This is a genomic window from Streptomyces sp. NPDC048255, from assembly GCF_040652415.1.
GTDB lineage: Bacteria > Actinomycetota > Actinomycetes > Streptomycetales > Streptomycetaceae > Streptomyces.
In genome coordinates this window covers 211736-229734 of record NZ_JBEZMA010000002.1, presented here as the reverse complement: position 1 = coordinate 229734, position 17999 = coordinate 211736, and the positions used below count along the sequence as shown (strand labels likewise).

General features: G+C 74.5%; 16 protein-coding genes. 2 read left to right on the top strand and 14 right to left on the bottom strand.

What is annotated here, in order from left to right; genetic code table 11:
- Positions 1-10 precede the first annotated feature (10 nt).
- Genes AB0D94_RS03495 through AB0D94_RS03435 form a run of 13 tightly spaced genes read right to left on the bottom strand, consistent with a single transcriptional unit; the run spans position 11 to position 14580 of the window.
- Positions 11-481, bottom strand: a complete 471-nt coding sequence (locus AB0D94_RS03495; RefSeq protein WP_362044876.1) for a GPW/gp25 family protein — start codon at positions 479-481, stop codon at positions 11-13.
- 41 nt (positions 482-522) lie between these two features.
- On the bottom strand, positions 523-3249 hold the full coding sequence (locus tag AB0D94_RS03490) for a hypothetical protein (protein ID WP_362044874.1): 2727 nt from the start codon (positions 3247-3249) through the stop codon (positions 523-525).
- A gap of 2 nt (positions 3250-3251) precedes the next feature.
- Positions 3252-4814 (bottom strand): hypothetical protein, encoded by a 1563-nt coding sequence (locus AB0D94_RS03485; RefSeq protein ID WP_362044872.1) that lies wholly within the window; start codon positions 4812-4814, stop codon positions 3252-3254.
- Positions 4811-5476 carry a phage baseplate assembly protein V gene (locus AB0D94_RS03480; RefSeq protein ID WP_362044870.1) on the bottom strand — a complete coding sequence of 222 codons (666 nt, stop codon included), beginning with the start codon at positions 5474-5476 and terminating at the stop codon, positions 4811-4813. Before AB0D94_RS03480 ends, AB0D94_RS03485 begins: the two co-directional genes overlap by 4 nt.
- Entirely contained in the window at positions 5476-6579 is a 1104-nt protein-coding gene (locus AB0D94_RS03475) for a contractile injection system protein, VgrG/Pvc8 family (protein ID WP_362044868.1), read from the bottom strand. The genes AB0D94_RS03480 and AB0D94_RS03475 overlap by 1 nt, the downstream gene beginning before the upstream one ends.
- Positions 6572-6748 carry a hypothetical protein gene (locus AB0D94_RS03470; RefSeq protein WP_362044866.1) on the bottom strand — a complete coding sequence of 59 codons (177 nt, stop codon included), beginning with the start codon at positions 6746-6748 and terminating at the stop codon, positions 6572-6574. Before AB0D94_RS03470 ends, AB0D94_RS03475 begins: the two co-directional genes overlap by 8 nt.
- A complete protein-coding gene (locus AB0D94_RS03465) occupies positions 6745-8166 on the bottom strand; it encodes a hypothetical protein (protein ID WP_362044864.1) in 1422 nt (473 codons plus the stop codon). Before AB0D94_RS03465 ends, AB0D94_RS03470 begins: the two co-directional genes overlap by 4 nt.
- A complete protein-coding gene (locus AB0D94_RS03460) occupies positions 8163-8735 on the bottom strand; it encodes a phage tail protein (protein WP_362044862.1) in 573 nt (190 codons plus the stop codon). Before AB0D94_RS03460 ends, AB0D94_RS03465 begins: the two co-directional genes overlap by 4 nt.
- Positions 8736-8738: 3 nt before the next feature.
- Complete coding sequence (locus AB0D94_RS03455; RefSeq protein ID WP_362044860.1) at positions 8739-10739, bottom strand: hypothetical protein; 2001 nt, start codon at positions 10737-10739, stop codon at positions 8739-8741.
- Positions 10736-11191, bottom strand: coding sequence for a phage tail protein (locus tag AB0D94_RS03450; protein ID WP_266939643.1), 456 nt, complete (start codon positions 11189-11191; stop codon positions 10736-10738). The genes AB0D94_RS03455 and AB0D94_RS03450 overlap by 4 nt, the downstream gene beginning before the upstream one ends.
- A gap of 20 nt (positions 11192-11211) precedes the next feature.
- Entirely contained in the window at positions 11212-13092 is a 1881-nt protein-coding gene (locus AB0D94_RS03445; protein WP_362044857.1) for a phage tail sheath subtilisin-like domain-containing protein, read from the bottom strand.
- A 25-nt stretch (positions 13093-13117) separates the two neighbouring features.
- Positions 13118-13990 (bottom strand): hypothetical protein, encoded by an 873-nt coding sequence (locus AB0D94_RS03440; protein WP_362044855.1) that lies wholly within the window; start codon positions 13988-13990, stop codon positions 13118-13120.
- On the bottom strand, positions 13987-14580 hold the full coding sequence (locus tag AB0D94_RS03435) for a Pvc16 family protein (RefSeq protein WP_362044853.1): 594 nt from the start codon (positions 14578-14580) through the stop codon (positions 13987-13989). The genes AB0D94_RS03440 and AB0D94_RS03435 overlap by 4 nt, the downstream gene beginning before the upstream one ends.
- Positions 14581-14698: 118 nt before the next feature.
- Here AB0D94_RS03435 and AB0D94_RS03430 point away from each other — a divergent pair, with 118 nt between their 5' ends.
- Positions 14699-15622 carry a hypothetical protein gene (locus AB0D94_RS03430; RefSeq protein WP_362044851.1) on the top strand — a complete coding sequence of 308 codons (924 nt, stop codon included), beginning with the start codon at positions 14699-14701 and terminating at the stop codon, positions 15620-15622.
- Between the two features lie 182 nt (positions 15623-15804).
- On the top strand, positions 15805-17406 hold the full coding sequence (locus AB0D94_RS03425; RefSeq protein WP_362045045.1) for an alpha/beta hydrolase: 1602 nt from the start codon (positions 15805-15807) through the stop codon (positions 17404-17406).
- 130 nt (positions 17407-17536) lie between these two features.
- Here the strand turns inward: AB0D94_RS03425 and AB0D94_RS03420 are convergent, their stop codons facing one another.
- A complete protein-coding gene (locus tag AB0D94_RS03420) occupies positions 17537-17998 on the bottom strand; it encodes an SRPBCC family protein (protein WP_362044849.1) in 462 nt (153 codons plus the stop codon).
- Between the last annotated feature and the right edge of the window lies 1 nt (position 17999).

Below are 17999 nucleotides of genomic sequence, written 5' to 3'. Positions count from 1 at the left end.
CTCCCGGCCGCTACCGCAGGTAGAAGGGGTAGACGAGGCGGTCCGGACGCAGGTCCACCAGCCGTACGTAGGCGATGTCGATCCACACCAGGGTCGGCTCCTCCCCCGGTGTCACGGCGACCTCGGTGACCCTGATCCGGGGCTCCCAGCGGGTGAGGGCCTCGCTGATCTCCTCACTGAGGGCGGTGCGGGTGGCGGCGGTGTTCGGTGCCATCAGGTAGCGGCGCAGTCCGCAGCCGAACGAGGGCCTCATCACGCGCTCGCCGGGCTCGGTGTCGAGGATCGTCTCGATCGACTGCCTGATCAGCGCCTCCCCGCCCACCCAGGCCAGCGCGCCCGTTTCCCCGCCGCCCGCTCCGCGCGGCCGCACCGGGAACCGGACCCCGGTCCCCAGCCAGGGCTGAGCGCCCCCGCCCGCCGGCCCTGGCCCGTCCACATCCAGCGGGCCTGGGCCCCCGGTCGTCCCTGTGCTCACGGTCATGCCCCCGATGGTCCGGGGAGACCGTCACCGTGGCGTCGCGACTACCAGGGGAAGGTGCGGTCCCGCTCGTCGCGGTAGACGTGATGGGTCCAGTCGCGCACCCGTACGCCGCGCCGCATGGCGAGGCCGATCCGGTCGAAGAAGAGTTCCTGTTCACGGCTGCCCTCGCGGAGCCGGCGCTGCTCGGAGACCTCCAACACCCAGCGTCCACTGAGTGGTTGGCCCCTCAACTGAGGGAAGTGCTGCTCCGCGTGCGGCTTGTCGGCGATGATCCGGCCCGGTGCGTAGTGGTCCTCCAGCTGGTTGAGGAACTTCAGGTACACGGCGTCGTCGAGGTCCACGATCTGCGCCCGCTTGTGCGAGATGATCCACTGACCGGGCACGTAGGCGTCGAGGATCGGACCGCGCTTTCTGCCCGGCTCGACCAATTCGACCTGGTGGACCGGGTATTGCCGCGCCATGGCGCGGTCGAAGTCCTGGCCCGACTCCCACGCCTCCTTCAGTGCGGCCCAGATCTCGGGGTCGTCGACCTTCGGGTTCATCTCGGCGTGCAGGTGCCACCGCGCCCCTGCCTGACGGGCCGTCAACGCGGTGAAGCCGAAGCGGGTCCGGAGGTCGGCGAGGGCCGCGTCCATCTCCTTCTGGTCCAGGGGATTGCTGTGCGACTTCTGCCGGAGCTCCCCCACGGCCTTCATGCCCGCGAGCCAGCGGGCCTGGTTGGCCGGGGACGGGACCTTGCCCTCGTCCTTGCCGGGCCTGGACGGGGCGGCCGGGGCGGCCGGGGCGGCCCGGGGCGGGGACGGGAGCGCGGTGGGGGTCCTGGCGGCCGGGGCGCCGGTGGCCGCGGCGCCGGGCTCCTTCCACACGCCCTTCTGCGGGGCGTCCTTGGCCGTCTTCGCCGGGACGTGGTCACCGACCAGGTCGGTCAGGAACTTGTCCGCGCTGAAGTTCACCTCGCCGAAGGTGATCTCCGGGACCTTGCCGGAGCCGACCACGTGCTCGATGTCGGCCCCGATGCCGAACTGCCCGGGCAGCGGGTACTCGCGCTGGGCCAGCGGCCAGTTCCAGCGTTCGTCGGGGGCCGGGGACCACCAGGGGCTGTCCAGTTCCACGAAGAGTTCGCCGGCGAACTCGAGGAAGGGCTGCGCGGCGATCTCCATGTGCCCGGCGAGGAAGAACTCGCCCCGTTTGCCCGCCTTCGGATCGGCGACCTCCCGGAAGCCGATCCGCGGGGTCGCCTCCACGTAGCCCCGGATGCCGGCCAGCGCGCCGAGCGCGACGCCCGCCTTGATGTCGTGGCCGAGGAGCTGGACGCCCGCGCCGCCCTCGGCCTTGAGCCGCAGCCCGGCGAAGGCCGGGACGTTGAGGGTGGCGGTCAGGCCGAAGTCCTTCAGCACTTCGGGCCTCGTCGACCAGGTGCCGGTGAGCTCGATGCGGTCCAGCGTCGCCGGTCCGATCTTGGCGACCGCTTCGAGGCCGATGTTGGCGAACAGGAAGACGTTGCCGACCAGCGGTACCCCGTACGCGGCGCGGACCTCGAACCTCGCCAGCTGCTTGAGGTGGTCCTTCTGCTCGAAGAGCGGTTTGTCCATCCTCGGCGTGATCTTGCCGACGAGGGTGACCTCGCCCCGGTGGTCGACGACCACCAGCGCCTCGCCGCGCAGCCAGTCGGCGAGCCGGACGTCGACGGTGCCCCAGCCCGCCACCACGCGCGGGCCGGGCCTCGGCCCCGCGGATCCGGCCGCGGGGCCGGCGGGCACGGGCCCCGCCGGCAGAGGTCCGGCGGGCACGGCCTGCGCCGGCTTCGGCAGTTGCGGAACCTTGGCGTCCGTCAACTGCCGCGCGGTCTCGGCGTCGGTGGCCACCAGGGTCACCTGGCCGTCGAACCTGTCGTTCGCGTACCGCACGGTGCCCCGGACGTCGACGGCTCCCGCCGCGAACGCGGCCGTCACCTGACCGGTGAACCCGCGCAGGACCACATCGGCCGTCGCGCTCCCGGACAGCGCCCCGTCCGGCCCCCGCACCACCGGCACCTCCACCGAGCCGAGGCCGGCCACGCTGCCCCGGGCGAGCGCGCGGAAGGTGACCACCTCGTTGGTGAGCCCGAAGCTGCCGGAGGCCTTGAGGAAGCCGCCGAGGGTGAAGGACATCTCCCCCGCGTTCAGCACCAGCGTCGTACCGCGCAGTTCGTTCTCCACGCCCGGCAGCCGCAGCCCGGCCACCCCGGCCCACCCCAGCGCCCCGGCGCACTCCTCCATCCGGTCGAGCAGGGCCCGGCCGCCGCCGAGCAGCCGGCCCTTCACCAGGGCCGAGGCGTGGCCCTCCAGTACGCCGTCGTGGACACGCAGGGCGAGCACCGGTTCGATTCCCTCGGCGCGCAGGGGCAGCAGCAAGGGGTGCAGCAGCGGCACCGCCTGGTGGTCGCCTCCCGGGCCGGTCGTCAGGCCCTGCTCGGTCCTGCGCAGGTGGACGGTGCCCGCGGCCACGGCGCCGAGCCGGACCCGGACCGGCCCGCCCGCGGGGCCCTTGCGGTCCAGGTACTCCGTGACCGCGGGGCCAGCGGTGAGGGCTGCCCCGCCGTGGAGCGCCAGTTCCTCCTTGGGGACGTCGGCGGGTACGAGGACCCGCGCGAGTTCACCGGCGAGCTTGCCGGGAGCCGCGCCGGGCCCGGGGGCCGCGGGGCCCGCGGCCGGGGCGGGCCTGGGCGGGGCGGGGGCGCGAGCGGGCGCGGGGACCGGTTCCCGGGCGGCCGGGGCGGGGGCCGCCACGCTCAGCCTCCCCCGCACAGGGGGTCGTCGACCGGCGGCTCCGGCCGGGTCGGCGCCGGGAGCGGCACCGTGGGCGGCGGGGTCAGGGTGGTCAGCAGGTCCCCGCCGTGCTCGTCCGCGACGTCGCCGGATTCCTTGAGCCGGGCGGCCGCCCCCTGCGAGCCGAGGAGTTCGTCCAGCTGGGCCAGCTCGGCGGGGCCCATGGTGGACAGCTTCCCGCCGCCGTCGAAGAAGGTCTTCAGGGCGGCGACCGCGGACAGGGAGGGCGGCAGGCAGAAGCGCAGGGCCAGCAGCCACCACAGCTGGAACAGGAACACCACGATCGGCAGGAACATGCTGAACAGGAAGAACGCCACGATCATAAAGATTTCGAGCGCGAAGGTGCAGGTGCGCGGGACGGTGCCGCCCACGGAGCCGCCGCTCGGTGTTCCGCCGCCGGGGTCGAAGGACAGCTGGGAGCCGGGCGGGCTGGTGACGGCCACTCCGCCCGGCCCCGGCGGGCCGCCGGCCCGGGCGGCGACCGCCCGCAGGTCGGGCAGGGTCAGGGAGATCCGCCGGTTCTTGGTGCCCTCGGGGTCGAAGAAGGCCGCCAGCCGGAAGGGCTCGCCCGGCTCGCTCCAGGAGGTCTGCCGGGGGCAGTGCTCGTGGCCCGGGCGCGCGGGGCGGCGTACGAAGCAGCTCAGTTCGTAGACGTGGTGCTCGTCCAGTTTGGGCAGGCCCAGGTCGTCGTGGTCACCGGAGGCGGTCGGCACGACCCCGAACCACAGCGACCGCTCCGGCGGCGCCCCCGTCCCCGAGCCGCCGGTGCAGTCGCCCGAGCGGGCCGGCAGGCGCCACATCGGCAGCTCCTGCTCCCGGTCCGCGGGGCGGCCCTGCGGCGGGGGCGTGCCCAGCGCGCGCCACTGTCCGCCCGCCGCTCCGGTCATCCACGCCTGGGTCTGTGTCTGGAGGCCCACCTGGTCGAGCAGTTCGCGGTGGTCCGACTCGAAGCGCAGCCGCTGCGCGAGGTCGGCCCACAGGACGTCCTCGACCTCCGATCCGTGGACGCCCCCCTCGCCGCGGCTGCCGTTCTGGGCGGCGAGCAGGTCGGCGGTCAGCCGGTGGGCGAGCTTGCGCAGCACACGGGGCGGGGCGGTCATCTCCACCTGGCGGCGGCGCATGACGAAGCCCACCTCCAGCCCGTCCGGGGACTGCGGCCGGGGCAGTCCCGGCCGGTCGCAGAACAGCTCGACGGTGAAGGCGTAGAAGCGGTCGTGGGCGGGCTGGTAGAGCTTGCGCAGGCCGGTGCGGACCAGCTGGTGGGTGGCGAAACGGGCGCGGCCCGGGCCCCGGTCGCCGAGGGGCACGGGCACCGCGTACGACCAGACGTCGTCGGCATCCTCGAACCGCAGGGAGTCCCGCGGGTCGCTCACGAGGCGGCGGACGAACTCGGCGGAGTCGTACTTCTGGAGGGCCGGTGTGCGGGCCCTGGGGTCGAAGCGGTCGAATCCCCCGCGCTCGCACACGTACCAAGGTGCGTAAACCTTGAAGCCGTGCTCGGGGACGGGCGGGCCCGCGGCGCTCACCAGATGTTCCCGGCGCCGGGGGTGTAGGCCGGGGAGATCACCATCTGCTCGGTGACCAGCGTGGCGCATTTGACCAGGCCGTTGAAGGTGGACAGCGGGGCGTTCACGGTCACCAGGGGTGCCTTGACGTCCACGGACACGTTCGCCTCGATCTCGACCGAGGTGGGTGTCAGCCGCACCACGCAGCCGCCGCCGTGCCGCACCGTCACCTGCTGGGTGGCGTTGTCGAGGGTCACCTCGTGACCGGAGGCCGTGGTGATCTGGACCTGCTCCGCCCCGGGGGTGTCGACGAACCGCAGTCTGCTGTCCGCCCTGGTCCGCAGCTGCCGCAGGTCGTTGGCGGGCTCGGGCTGGTGCGGCAGGGCGGCCCGGCCGTTCCAGGCCGCGCCCAGGATGTAGGGGCGGCGCGGGTTGCCGGCCTCGAAGGCCACCACGACCTGGCTGTCCACCTCGGGCAGTACGAGCAGGCCCTGGCCGTCGTCGGCGTACGGGGAGCACAGCGTCGCCCAGGCGCGTACGTCGCGCTCGCCTTCGGTGCCCAGCCAGGGGAAGCGCACCTCGACCCGGCCGAGCCGCTGTTCGTCGACGATGTCGGTGACGATCGCCGGGTAGACGCCGAAGTAGCCGGGGGCGCTTCCGTCGGCCGGGGCCGGCAGGGACATCACACCACCTCGTTCAGGGAAGGGCGTTCGGCGTCGAAGCGGGTGCGGAAGCCGCGCTCCGGGTCGAAGGTGTGCCGGACGCGGGTCACGTAGTAGCCCTCCCCCTCGAAGGGGCCGCCGACCGAGCGCAGGGTGAGCCGGCCGCCGACGACGAGGTCGGGGCTGCCGTTGGTGGTGCCCGCCGCGGTGACGAACCGGCGGCCGCGGCGCAGCATCTCGGCGCGCGCCCACGCCTCGGCCTCCGCAGCGGTGAGGGCCGTCTCCCGTACCCGCAGGCTGGTGGCGGGTCCGAGGGCGCGGGCCAGCAGCCGGGCTCCGACGCGGCCGCCCGCCGTCTCGGCCTCGACGACCTCGGGGCCGGCCCGCTCGTCGATGCCGGCCCGCAGGTCGGCGTCGTAGCCGGTCACGACGACCTCGCTGCGCTGGTGGGCGAGGTCGGCGGCGAACCGTACGGACAGCAGCTGGCTGCCGTGGACGAGGGTCTGCGCGGGGGCGCCCCGGCTGCCGCGGGCGCGGAAGTGCAGGGTGCGGCCGCTGGCCCACAGTTCGGCCTGGATCAGCCGGGCCCGTTCGCGCAGGAAGGCGAGGTCGCTCTGGTTGAGCTGCTGGACGACGTCGTAGCGGGGGCCGGGGGCGTCCGCGTCGGCGGCGAGTCCGTGCTCGCGGGCCACTTCCCGGGCGAGCCCGGCGTCGGTGAGGTCCCGGTACGTACGGTGCCTGCGCGTCATGCGCAGCCGCATCAGGGCGTCCTCGGCGTGTACGAGGACCAGCGGGGGTTCGCCGTCGCCGAGGACGAGTTCCAGGGCGGAGACGACGCCTTCGAAGACGTAGCGCTGCGCGGACGGCGGGCCGAGGGCGACCTTGAGGGGGCTGCCCAGGTCGAGGGTGCTCCCGTTGAGGTGCAGCAGCCGGTCCTGCGGGCCGGTGGCCCCGGCGCCGACGGCGAGGAAGTGGGCCCGCAGGGTGCGCAGTCCCTCGACGCCCTCGGCGACCTCCAGCCGTACGCAGTCCCGGGCGAGGTCCCTGACCAGGGTGCCGCCGACCTCGAAGGCCGGGGAGACCGCCGACACGGCGGGCGGGGCGGCCACCGCGGGCTCAGTCATCGAAGCCCTCTGCCGCGACGCGGGCGGCGAGCCAGGCCGCGCGCTCGGCCGCCTCCCGGTGGAGCTCGGCGGCGGTGTGGGCGCCGGGCCCGGTCGGGCCCGCGCCCGGCGGGTGCGGGCCGGCGGCGGGTACGACCTCGGTGTGCAGCTCTCCGATGTGCACGCTCATGCCGGGCCTCCTCGCGGTGTCCACCTCAGGGTGTCCGGGCCTGCGTCACGGCGGCGTTGCTCGCAGTCCGCCGCGTACCGGCCGGGCGGTGCGGCGGGCAGCCGTTCCCAGGGGGCGGCGGCCGCGTCGGGGGCCGGTGTCTCCTCGCGCCGGGCCCGGTCGGCGAGGCTGCGGCCGCCGCCGGCCTCGACTTCGGCGAGGGTCCCGGGGTCGGCGCGGGCGCGCAGCGGCACGCCGCGGCCGTAGCCGGTCGAGCGGCGGTCGGGGCCGGGTGGCAGCGCCGGGCGGGCGGGCCCGGAGCCGGGGACGGCGGAGGCCGCCGGGGTTCCGGGCGCGGGCCCGGCGGGGGTCTCGAAGGACTGACGGGCCCGTACGGTGGCCCGGTCCACGGCGGCACCCGTCACCGTGTCCGCGCAGGCCCCGATGCCGCCTCCGGCACTGAGCGTGAAACCGGCGAGGTCCGGGTCCGGCGCGCCGCCGGGGCCGGTGCCGGCGCCCGCCGCGTCCCGGCCCGCCGCGTCCCGGCCCGCCGGGGCGCCACCGGCGGGCCCGTCGCCCGGGATCCCGGCACGCATGCCGAGCGCCGCGGACAGGCCGCCGACCGAGGTGGCGGCCACCGCTCCGGCGAACCCGGCCGACAACTGGAGTCCCGCCGTGGCGGTGAGCCCGGCCGAAACCTCCGCGCCGAGCCGTACGGAGGCCCCCGCGGCCAGCGTCAGGGGGCTGTCGAGCCCGCTCATCGCGCCGCGCCAGGCCGCCGGGTCGAGCCCGAGGCGGGAGAGCAACTGCTGGGCCGATTCGCCGTCCTGTGCCTGGACGACCCGCTGCGGGCGGGCCGTTCCGGCGGTGCCGGGTGCGGCCCCCGCCCGGGGGGCGCCCGGTTCGGTGGCGGCCGTGGTGTCCCGGGCTCCGGGGCCCTCCTCGTGGGCCTCGTAGGCGAAGTTCTGCTCGACGACGGTCACCCCGACCTTGGCGCGCAGCGGGGTGCCGTCGGGGGCGAAGTAGTCGAGTTCCTCGTTGACCTGGGTGACGATGCCGTTGTAGCGCAGCGTCCCCCAGACGAACCGGACCACCGGCGGCGGATCCGCCGGGCTGTCCTTCGGCGGCTCGACGAACTGCCGTACCAGCGCGGTCCAGCGCCGCACGTCGACGTACTGTCCGCCGCTGCGCTGCTCCGCCGTGTCGAACTCCAGGTCGAAGGTGAGGGTCGAGCCCTCCTGGGCGGGGTGCTGGCGCTTCTGGGTGCGGGTGGTCGTACCGCCGCGGTCGGTTTCGTTGTTGCGGCTGATGCGCAGGGAGGCCGGGTTGAACTGCACCGGTACGGCGGGGCCGTCGTCGAGTACCCGCGCGGGCCTGTCCTTGCCCTCGGACGGGCCCCGCTTGAGGCGCTGGAGCGTGGCCTGGGCCAGCGCGGTCACCGGGTCCGCTCCAGGCGCAGGCCCTCGTGGGCGATGTGCAGCTCCTCCACGGCGATCTCCCCGGTCCTGGCGTTGAGGGTGGGTCCGGCGATCTTCAGGGGCAGGCCGCGGGTGAACCTCCAGTGGGGGAGCACCCGTTGGCCGGTGGGGTCGAGGACCTCCACGTCCCCGTCGTACCGGGGCGGCGGGGCCGCGCCGCCGACCATGCCGTGCAGCCAGTCCCACAGGCCGGTGTCGGCGCCGGCGCCCTCGGCGGCGATGAGCATGCCGCGTTTGAGCACCAGCGGCTGGAGCTTGACCCGGCCGACCCGGCGCACCACCTCGTCGTTGGCCCCGCCCTGGAGGTACTCGCGGAGGTCGGCCTCCAGCCCCAGTCCGGAGCATTCCTGGAAGCCTCCGTCACCGAGCCGTTCGGGTCCGCCCTGGTAGGCGCTCCCGCCGCCCCCGGCCGTACCGGCCCCGGCGGATCCGGTGAGCGGCAGGGCGGGCGGGGGCGCGGCCGTGCGGCCCGGAGAGGCGCTGCGGACGATCCGTACCCGGAAGTTGAAGGTCTGTACGAGTTCGGTCACGGGTCACACCACCCGGACGGCGCCGTCGGAGTCCTGCGCGATCCGCAGGACGAGGTACTCCAGGGGGTGCGCGGGTGCCACTCCGACCTCGGCGACCAGCCGGCCGAGGCCCACCGACCAGGCGGGGTTGAGCCGTTCGTCGCAGCGGACGAAGAAGGCCTCGTCCTCGCCGTCCCCGGCGAGCGCACCGGAGCGGTACAGGCCGCGCAGCAACTGCACGAGGGAGCCGGTGAGTTCGGCGCGCAGCTGGGGCGAGTGGGGTTCGAAGGCCAGGGGCTGGGCCTGCCGGTCCAGGACGAGCCGCAGCATGGTCATCAGCCGGCGCACGCTGAGCTGACGGTAGTCGGGGTCGCGGGAGAGGGTGCGCGCGGAGGCGAGGCGGAATCCGTCCCGCTCGCGGTGGAAGACGTCGACGTCCAGCAGGTGCAGTGCGTCGCGGTCGGCTTCGGCGAGGTCCTGGGCCGCGGTGACGGCCTGCGCGGCGAGTGCGTTGGCCGGGCCCCAGGAGAGCCCGAGCCGCCGCTCGCGTTCGGCTATGATGCCGGCCGCGAAGGCCGAGGGCGGCACGAGCACGGCCCGGCCCCGCGGATCGTCAGGGGCGACCACGCCGAGCCAGGGGTGGTAGGCGGCGGCGTAGGAGCTGTCGAAGGCGGCGCGCCAGCGGGCCACGGAGCGGACGGGCAGCCCGGGGGGCACGTCGAGGAGGGCGACGAACCGCCGCTGCCCTTCGGCGAGTGCGACGAGCCGCTGCTGGCGCCGGATGATCTCGGGCAGCTGGCCGTGGCCGTCCAGCAGGGTGCCCCGCTCCCGGGACGGGGCTGGGGCCGGGGGCACGGCCGGGGGCGGGCAGGGTGCGAAGACGGGACCGCAGGACGGCGCGGGCGGCTCGGGGGCGGGCGCGGGGGCCTCGGTGCGGTGCCACAGCAGATCGGGTACGCAGAGCAGCGCGACCTCGGGGACCAGGGCCATCCGGTCCATGCCGTACGCGGCCACCGCGCCGGGCCCGTCGGGGTCCTCGGCGCCGCCGACGGGCAGCAGTTCGACGGAGCCCGGGCCGTGGAAGCTGTCGGCGCCGATCGCCGCGTAGCGGTCCCGGCCCTCGCGGCCGGGCACGACGGCGGAGCCGGCGGGGGTGAGGAAGGCGTCCGGTGGCAGCAGGTCCTCGGGCCAGCTGCCACCGGGGGTGGCGAGCAGGGATTCGGCGGCCAGCACGGCGGCGGCGTACCGGGGGTGGGCGCGGCACAGCCCGAGTCCCGCGAACCGCTCCTGCCGGGTGTGGGCGGGGTCCGTGTCGGTGACGGTGACGGTGGCGGTGACCGTTTCGGCCGTCACGTCCACGGGCCGGGCGCCGTCCCCGGGGGCCCGGTCGAGCAGGGCTACGGTGCGCCGCGGGCCAGAGGGGTCCTGGCGGACGGCCGCTTCGAGGACGCGGAAGAAGCTCCCGGCGGGACCGAGTCCGGGGCCCTGGAGCCGCAGCAGGGAGCCGGCGGGGGGACGCAGCGCCTCGGGGAGAGTCAGTTCCCGTGCGGTCGCGGTGGCGGTGAACTGGTCCGCCCCGGTGAACTCCCAGCGCACCGAGAGCCGTCCGCCCCAGCTGCCCTCGTCGCGGGCGCGCAGGTGGACCTCGCAGGGCCGGCCGGACCCGGGGGCTACGCCGGGACCGTCCGGGCGGGCCAGCCGGATCCGGTGCAGCGCGCAGGCCTCGACGGCGGCCGGGTGGGGGGCACGCGGGAGCGGCGCCACCCGCAGGACGTGGGCGCGGACGCCGCCCTGCGCGAAGAACGCCCGTACCGCGTGGGGCAGCAGGCCGGGGCCCTCGAAGCCGCCGAACCTGCGCAGGTAGTCGGGCCAGCGGTCGACGGCGACCGGGGTGTCCACGGGCCCGCGCGGGGCCACCCCGACGAACCCGGCGACGTCGAGCCGTACGGGCCGGAAGCCGGGCTGCGGCCGGGAGCCGTCGCGGTGGACTCCCGGCGCTCCGAGGCGCAGTCCGGGCGGGGTCACAGGGACAGGAAGTCGATGCGCTCGGCGACGAGGTGGAGCTCCTCCATCGCGACTTCTCCGCCGCCCTTGCCGGTGAGGGTGGGGCCGACCCACTTCTTGGGCTGGGCGGCGCGCAGCACCCAGGAGCAGACCGGCTGGCGGCCCTCGTCGTGCAGGGTCACCGTGACCGTCCGCGGGTCGAACTCGCCCTCCCGGGTGGCCTTGATCCACTGGAACAGGCGCAGGTCGCCGATGATGCCCCGCTTGAGGGTGACGTCGTTCGTGGTGTTCGTGTTGGCGATCTTCCGGACGTGGTTCTCGGGGTCGTTGCCGTTGCGGTATTCGGAGAACTTCACCTCGTTGCCGGCTCCGCTGAAGTCGGAGAAGCCGCCCGCGATCTGGTCCTCGCCCCCGGTGTCGCCGAGCTTGACGAGGAAGTTGAAGGCCCCGTAGGGGTTGGTGCGCGTTGCCATGAACGTCTCCTGATCTGCGCTCAGCCGCGCTGCGCGTCGGCGGTGAACTGTCCGATGCGGAACACGACGAACTCCGCGGGGTAGGTGGGCGCCACGCCGATGAGGCAGATCAGGCGGCCGTTGTCGAGGTCGTTCTGGGTCATGGTGGTGCGGTCGCAGCGGACGAAGAACGCCTCTTCGGGCTTGGTGCCCATGAGGGCGCCGGTGCGCCAGGTCGCGATCAGGAAGTCCTCGATGGTCTGCCGGACCGAGGCCCACAGCCGCTCGTTGTTCGGCTCGAACACCGCCCACTGGGTCGACTTGTCGATGGAGTGCTCGAGGTAGATGAACAGCCGTCGGACGTTGACGTACTTCCACTCGGGGTCGGAGCTCATCGTCCGGGCGCCCCAGACGCGCCGGGCGCGGCCCTCGAAGAAGCGCAGGGCGTTGATCCCCTCGGGGTTGAGCACCGACTGCCGGTCGTAGGTGACGTTCGTGCTGAAGTCGTTGATGCCGAGGAGGACTTCGTTGGCGGGGGCCTTGTGCACCCCGCGTTCGAGGTCGCTGCGGGCGTAGACGCCCGCGACGTAGCCGGAGGGCGGGACCTCCAGGAGGGGCGCGGGGGCTCCCGGGTCGGGCCGCAGGCCCGGGTCGGTGATGCGTACCCAGGGGTAGTAGAGGGCCGCGTACTTGGTGTCGAACTGGGCCCGGAACCGGCGCACTTCGGAAGGGGAGCTGTTCCTGGGCGGGTCGACGACCGCCATCCGGTAGCGCAGCCGCTCGCAGTGCGCGATGAGGTGGTCGACGGCGGTCTTCTGCTCGCCGGACAGGTCCACGGTGTCCGGGACGGCGACGATGGCGATGTCGTCGACCTCGCCGAGCGCGCCGAGCCCGCGGGCCGGGTCGGTGAGGCTGTCCGGGTTGGCGGCCTGGCCGAGGATGTCCTGCGCGGTGAGCGGGTCCCCGTCGCCTCCCCCGGTGAGGAACGCGCCTCGGCCCGCGCCCAGCAGCGCGGCCAGCAGGGCCCCGGCCGCGACCGGGGGCTGCCCGGCGGCGGGCCGTACGGTCTGCAGCCAGACCAGCGAGAACTCGTCGGCGGGGTCCACCGCGTCCAGGACCCGGCTGACGGCCCGGGGGTGCTCGGGGCCGAGTTCGAGCTCGTTGTAGACGTCGACGCGGTCGCCGAGCCGTACGGTGACGGCGAGGGTGAGGTGGAAGGCGGCCGTCCCGGGGGGCGCGGGCTCGAAGGATCCGTCGGGCTTCGCGTACCCCAGTACCCCGTCGGCCCGCTGGACCACGAACCGGACGTTGCCCGGCTGCGGCGGCGTCTGGTCGCCGAGGACCGGCGCCCGTCCGTCGGCGGCCAGGCCCGCCACCTCCACGGCCGCTCCCGGCCGCACCCCGGTGAGGCGGGGCGGCGCGCCCGTCTCACCGCCGGGGACGAGGATGTTCTTGCCGCGCCGGAAGGTGACCCCGACGCTGATCCGCGCGCCGGCGGAGCCCGGCCAGCGGGCGCGCCAGCGCAGCAGCGGGTTGCCGGAGGCGGGGAAGGCGAGGGAGGCGAAGTTCTTCGGGACGTCGATGGCTGGGTTCGCGCCGGCGGTCCGGGTGAAGGCGAAGACCCGGGCCACGTACAGCCGTCGCCCGCCATTGCCGAAGAACGCCCGGGCGGCCAGGGCGAGTTGGCATTCGGTCTCTCCGATCCTGAGGCCGCCGAAGGCACGTTCGTACTCGGTGAAGCTCGTGACCAGGGTCGCCCCGGGCAGCACGGTGGGGTCGGCCGGGTCGGGCAGGCTGTACGGGACGGGCCCGTACTCGGTGCGTCCGGTCATCCCGAAGGTGCTGGTCGGCACGCCTTCGACGGACCGCGAGCGGAAGCTGGTCTCCTCGACGTAGACGCCGGGTGTCAGGTATTCGGGCATGGGCGGATCTCCTCGGTCACGGGGGTCAGGCGGTGGTGTGGGGCAGGTCGTCGGCGTGCACCACCTGACCGACGGTGAGCTGGCGGACGGTGTCCGCGGTGGCGGTGCGGTATCCGGCCGGCACGTCGGTGCCGCGCAGCAGCCCGTTGTCGAGGTCCTGCGGCCGGGGCGGGGAGGCGCTGCGGGTGACCGGCTCGGCCACCAGGTCGGCCAGCGGGTCGAGCGGGTCGGGGGGCGGGGCCGTCGCCGGGTCCGGGGCGTGCGTGCGCAGCGCGACGGCGTAGGGCGAGGGCATCGGGTACGTGAGGGCGCCGCCCCCGTCGATCAGCAGCAGCACCTGCCCGTGCTCGTCACCGTGGGCCCAGCCGATCCGGAGGCCGCCCTCGCCGAACGCCTCCACCCGGGGCCAGCGCACCGGTTCGCCGCCGCGGGTGACCCGCAGGCGCATGCCGGTCACGCCCTGCGGCACCGGGTAGGCGGGGCCGGGCAGCAGCCAGGGGGCCAGCAGCCGGGCCGCGGCGCGGACGGGAGCGGCGGTCGGCGGCCGGGCGTCGGCGCCGGTGAGTTCGGCGAGGGTCCACAGCGGTACGGAGAACCGCCGCGGGACCCAGCGGCGGGCCGGGTCGTCCACGCGTACGGTCACGCTCGCGCCGAGGGCGCCGGTGGTGCCGTGCCGCAGGACGAAGCCGGTGGCTCCGTGGTTCTCCAGCGGCCGGACGGGGGCAGCGGGGCGCTCCCGGCGGCCGGGCACCCGCCCGGCCTCCCGGCCCACCCGCAGACCCGGTCCGGCCGGGCCCCGGTTGCGGGCGTCGAGCGGGCGGACGGCCAGCGCGAGCCGGTGCAGTACCTCCACCTCACCCGCCTGGGCGGTGATCCGGCGGCCGCCCTCCCGCGTCATCGGCCCGTCCCCGAGGTCCCGGAGGCGACGACGGTGACCTCGTCCGCCGTCCGGCCGGGCCGTCCGTCGATGCGGATGACCCGGGCGAGATAGGGCAGGCAGAGCCGGTAGTCGGTGGTCATCGCCTGGAAGGCCTCGCTCATCGAGTCCATCGCCAGGTCGTCGGGGACGATCTGCACCGCGTCCCCGGCTCCCCAGTCGCCGCTGGGGTGCAGGAGGGGGCCGGTGAGCGGGCCCTCGCTCTCCAGCGCGAGGGCGGCGAGGCCGAGCCATTCCAGTTCCGCCTCGACGAACCGGTCCCAGGCGGCGATCAGCAGGTGCATCCTCAGCGGCAGCCGGGCCATGCCGTCCTGGGCGGCCATGGCCGCCCAGGACGGGCGGGTCTCGCGGTCGATGCTGAGCCGGTAGCAGTACACGGACACGGCGGGATGGCGGATCACGGCGCCCGGGGTGTCCACCTTGTCGAAGTCCACGGGCCCGGCCAGGACCGCCTCCGGCCGCGGGCCCGCGGGGATCTCGTCGAGGAAGCGCCGGTTGAGCAGGTCGACGACGCTGCGCCCCACTGCGGCGAGTGCCCGGTATCCAGCCATGGGCCGATGCTGCGGCCCGCCCCGTCACGCCAGCGTTGCGGGGACGGCCGGGCGACGGGCCGGTGACACCGCCGGTCCCACACTCGGTGCGCCTGCCCCCTCGACCAGGAGAGCCATCATGAGCAGCACCCACCAGAACACGTCGGACCGTTCCGGCACCGGCGGCACCGGCGGCACCTGCGACCTCGGCGCCATCGACGACCTCACGTGCAGCTCGAAGGGGATCAGCCGGCGGGCCGAGGTCACCGAGGAACGCCTGCCCCGGCTGAAGGAGTTCAAGGAGAAGTTCGACAGCGCCCGGAGCGAGTACGGCAAGGCCAGGGATGCCGCGCAGGGTGATCTCGACGCGGCGGACGCCACGCTGGACACGGTGCTGGAGCAGATCCGCTGCCGGATCCCCCGGGACCAGAAGGAGTGCCTGGCGCAGGCCGTCGACGAGGTGTTCGACGAGATCAGGGAGTGTGCGGGCGGCTGGGGCTGCTGCGTCGGGGACTGCGACTGCTCCTTCGACGACGAGGTCGGGGAGGACGACACCATCGCCTCCCTGTCCGCCCGGATCGCCCGCTACGCCGCCGAGGTGGAAGCGGCCGCCGCCTGCTTCGAGCGGCTGGACGAGGAGCGTACGGAACTGCCCGCGCGCGCCGCGCAGATCAAGGCTGACGCGGCCCGGCTGCTGGCCGACGCCTCCGATCCGGTGACCGGGAAGGACGTCGTGCGCCTCTACGCCCGGCTGCTGATCCTGCGCCGGCGCGCGGAGGAGGTGTGGCGGGGCTTCCCCACCGTCTCTGCCTACGTCGCGTGCCTGTGCGAGCTGCTGCTCTGCGTCCTGAAGGGCTCGAAGGCCATCGCCGCCCTCGAAGGCGCCAAGGCGGAACTCATCTGCAAGGAGGAGGCCCGCAAGGCCGCCTGCGCACGCAAGCAGACCCAGACGCTGGAGGAGGTCCTGGCGGTCTACGTCCGGGAGTGCCCGCCCTGCCCGCCGAAGCACCCCGCCGAGGCCCGGGACGGGGACGCGGAGGAGGAGGACCCGGCAGCCGCCTGAGGGGGAGGGAGCCGGCGGGCCCGGCAGGGACCGAACCCGGACGGCGCGTCGGCCACTTGTCCTGTTATCGCCTCGTTCGTGAGACGCATGAAGGCCGACCTCCGGGATGATTCGCCGGGGCCGCCGCATGCAACAGGGTGAGCGCGTAAGCGACTTCAGCGAAAGGAAACGGCAACGTGCGCATGAAACGCCTCGCACCGCTGCTCGCCACCGCCGGACTCATGGCAACCACCGTGCCCCTGCTGGCCGCGACGCAGGCCTCCGCCGCCCCGGCCGAGTACCTCAAGCAGAAGCCCTCGTGGCAGCGTTGCAGCCCGGACCTGCCGGCCTCGTACGAATGCGCCACCATCAAGGTCCCGCTCGACTACCGGCGTCCCACCGGGCCCACCATCGACCTCGCCCTGTCCCGGATGAAGAGCGAGAACCCGGCCAAGCGGCACGGCGTGATGCTGTCCAACCCCGGCGGTCCCGGCGGTTCGGGGCTCGACATGCCCCTGATGATGAACGAGGCGATGCCCAAGGACGTCCGCGACCAGTACGACCTCATCGGCTTCGACCCGCGCGGGGTCGGCGCCAGCAGCCCGGTCAGCTGCGGGCTGACGGAGGAGGAGCAGAACTTCCTGCGGCCGTACCGGCCGGAGAGCTTCCCCTCCGACGTGGACTGGGCACGCACCGTCGCCGACAAGTGCCAGGAGAAGGCCGGGGCGGTGCTGCCCCACATCACCACCCGCAACACGGCGCGCGACATGGACGCGATCCGTACGGTGCTGGGCGAGCGGAAGATCTCGTACGTGGGCTACTCGTACGGGACCTACCTGGGCTCGGTGTACACGCAGATGTTCCCGGACCGGACCGACCGCTTCGTGCTCGACAGCGGTGTGGACCCGCAGCGCATCTGGCGCGGGATGCTCCAGATATGGGCGTCCGAGGCCGAGCCCGCCTTCACCCGCTGGACCGGGTGGGCGGCCGAGCGCTCGGGCGAGTACCGGCTCGGCGACACCCCGAAGGCTGTCTCCGACACCTTCTGGGGGCTGGTGGCGCGCGCCGACCGGGAGCCGATCGAGTTCGAGGGGCTCAAGCTCACGGGCGACGACATCCGCGGCGCCCGGGCGCTGTTCTTCTACCCGGCGCAGGCCACCCCCGTCGTCGTGGCCCTCAAGGCGGCCGCCGAGGGTACGCCGCAGCCCGATCCCTCCTCCGTGGCGGACGTGAAGAGGCTGATCACCACGGGTTCCGCCGCCGGACCGGCCCCGAAGCCGGCCACCGGCCGGACCCCGGAACCGCCCGCCGACAACGGCACGGCCGTCTTCCTGTCCGTGGTGTGCGGGGACACGGGCAACTGGCCCCGCTACACCGAGCAGTACGAGCGCGACGCGGCGAAGGACAAGGCCAGGTACCCGCTGTACGGGGACTTCGTCTCCAACGTCATGCCGTGCGCCTTCTGGCAGCGCCCGGTCGAGGCGGCCACGCCGATGCGGACCAAGGCGAACGTGCTGACCGTGCAGAACGAGTGGGACTCTCAGACCCCGCTGGCCAGCGGTGTGGGCCTGCACCGTGCGCTGAAGGGCTCCCGGATGGTGCTGGTGGCGGGCGGTGAGGGCCACGGCGTGTACCTCGCCGACCCCAACTCCTGCGCCAACGCGCCCGTCAACGACTACCTGACCACGGGACGGCTGCCCGCCGGGAACGTGACCTGCCAGAACCCGCCGGCCGCCCCGCAGCAGCGGGAGTCGCTGACCCCGCAGAAGCCGCTCCCGATCCCTGCCGGGCCCGGGCGGTTCTGACCCCGCGGTGCTCTTCTGATCCCGCGGTCCTGACCCCGCGGTCCTGACCCCGCGGTCCTGACCCCGCGGTCCTGAGCCCGCCGTTCCGACCCCGCGGTCCCGTCCGGTCCGGCCGCCGCGGGCAGCCGGCTCAGGACGGGGAAGAGGACGAGGACGCCTCCACGGCCGCCTTGATGCGGCGGCCGAAGTCGGGGGCGTCCTTGCGGGCCGCGCTCAGCGCGAGCCCGACCAGGAGCCGGCCGAGGCCGTGGCCTTCGAGGGTGTTGAAGATGCGGACCCGGGTGCGGCCGCCGGGCAGGGGCTCGAGGTCGTAGCCGCCCTCGGCCGTCACCAGGTTCTTGCTCTGCTCCGTCCAGCGGATCAGGCCCGGCGGTTCGAAGCCGACGATGCGGAACTCGCGGCCGGTCTTCATCCCGGCGTCCTTGACGGTGCTGCGGAAGACCGTGCCCAGCGCGGTCGGCCCGTCCGGGGTCTTGGTGATCTGCTGGACGCGCGGGCTGAATTCGGGGTCGTTGCGCCCGTCGGCGAGGTAGGCGAAGACCTCGTCGACGGGCCGGTCGATGTCGACGCTGGCCTCGAACTGTCCGGACATG

Bases quoted from the DNA above. Each gene is read 5' to 3' on its own strand.
- AB0D94_RS03495 (WP_362044876.1), bottom strand. From the start codon at position 481: ATGACCGTGAGCACAGGGACGACCGGGGGCCCAGGCCCGCTGGATGTG.
- AB0D94_RS03480 (WP_362044870.1), bottom strand. From the start codon at position 5,476: ATGTCCCTGCCGGCCCCGGCCGACGGAAGCGCCCCCGGCTACTTCGGC.
- AB0D94_RS03475 (WP_362044868.1), bottom strand. From the start codon at position 6,579: ATGACTGAGCCCGCGGTGGCCGCCCCGCCCGCCGTGTCGGCGGTCTCC.
- AB0D94_RS03470 (WP_362044866.1), bottom strand. From the start codon at position 6,748: ATGAGCGTGCACATCGGAGAGCTGCACACCGAGGTCGTACCCGCCGCC.
- AB0D94_RS03450 (WP_266939643.1), bottom strand. From the start codon at position 11,191: ATGGCAACGCGCACCAACCCCTACGGGGCCTTCAACTTCCTCGTCAAG.
- AB0D94_RS03445 (WP_362044857.1), bottom strand. From the start codon at position 13,092: ATGCCCGAATACCTGACACCCGGCGTCTACGTCGAGGAGACCAGCTTC.
- AB0D94_RS03440 (WP_362044855.1), bottom strand. From the start codon at position 13,990: ATGACGCGGGAGGGCGGCCGCCGGATCACCGCCCAGGCGGGTGAGGTG.
- AB0D94_RS03435 (WP_362044853.1), bottom strand. From the start codon at position 14,580: ATGGCTGGATACCGGGCACTCGCCGCAGTGGGGCGCAGCGTCGTCGAC.
- AB0D94_RS03430 (WP_362044851.1), top strand. From the start codon at position 14,699: ATGAGCAGCACCCACCAGAACACGTCGGACCGTTCCGGCACCGGCGGC.
- AB0D94_RS03425 (WP_362045045.1), top strand. From the start codon at position 15,805: ATGAAACGCCTCGCACCGCTGCTCGCCACCGCCGGACTCATGGCAACC.
- AB0D94_RS03420 (WP_362044849.1), bottom strand. From the start codon at position 17,998: ATGTCCGGACAGTTCGAGGCCAGCGTCGACATCGACCGGCCCGTCGAC.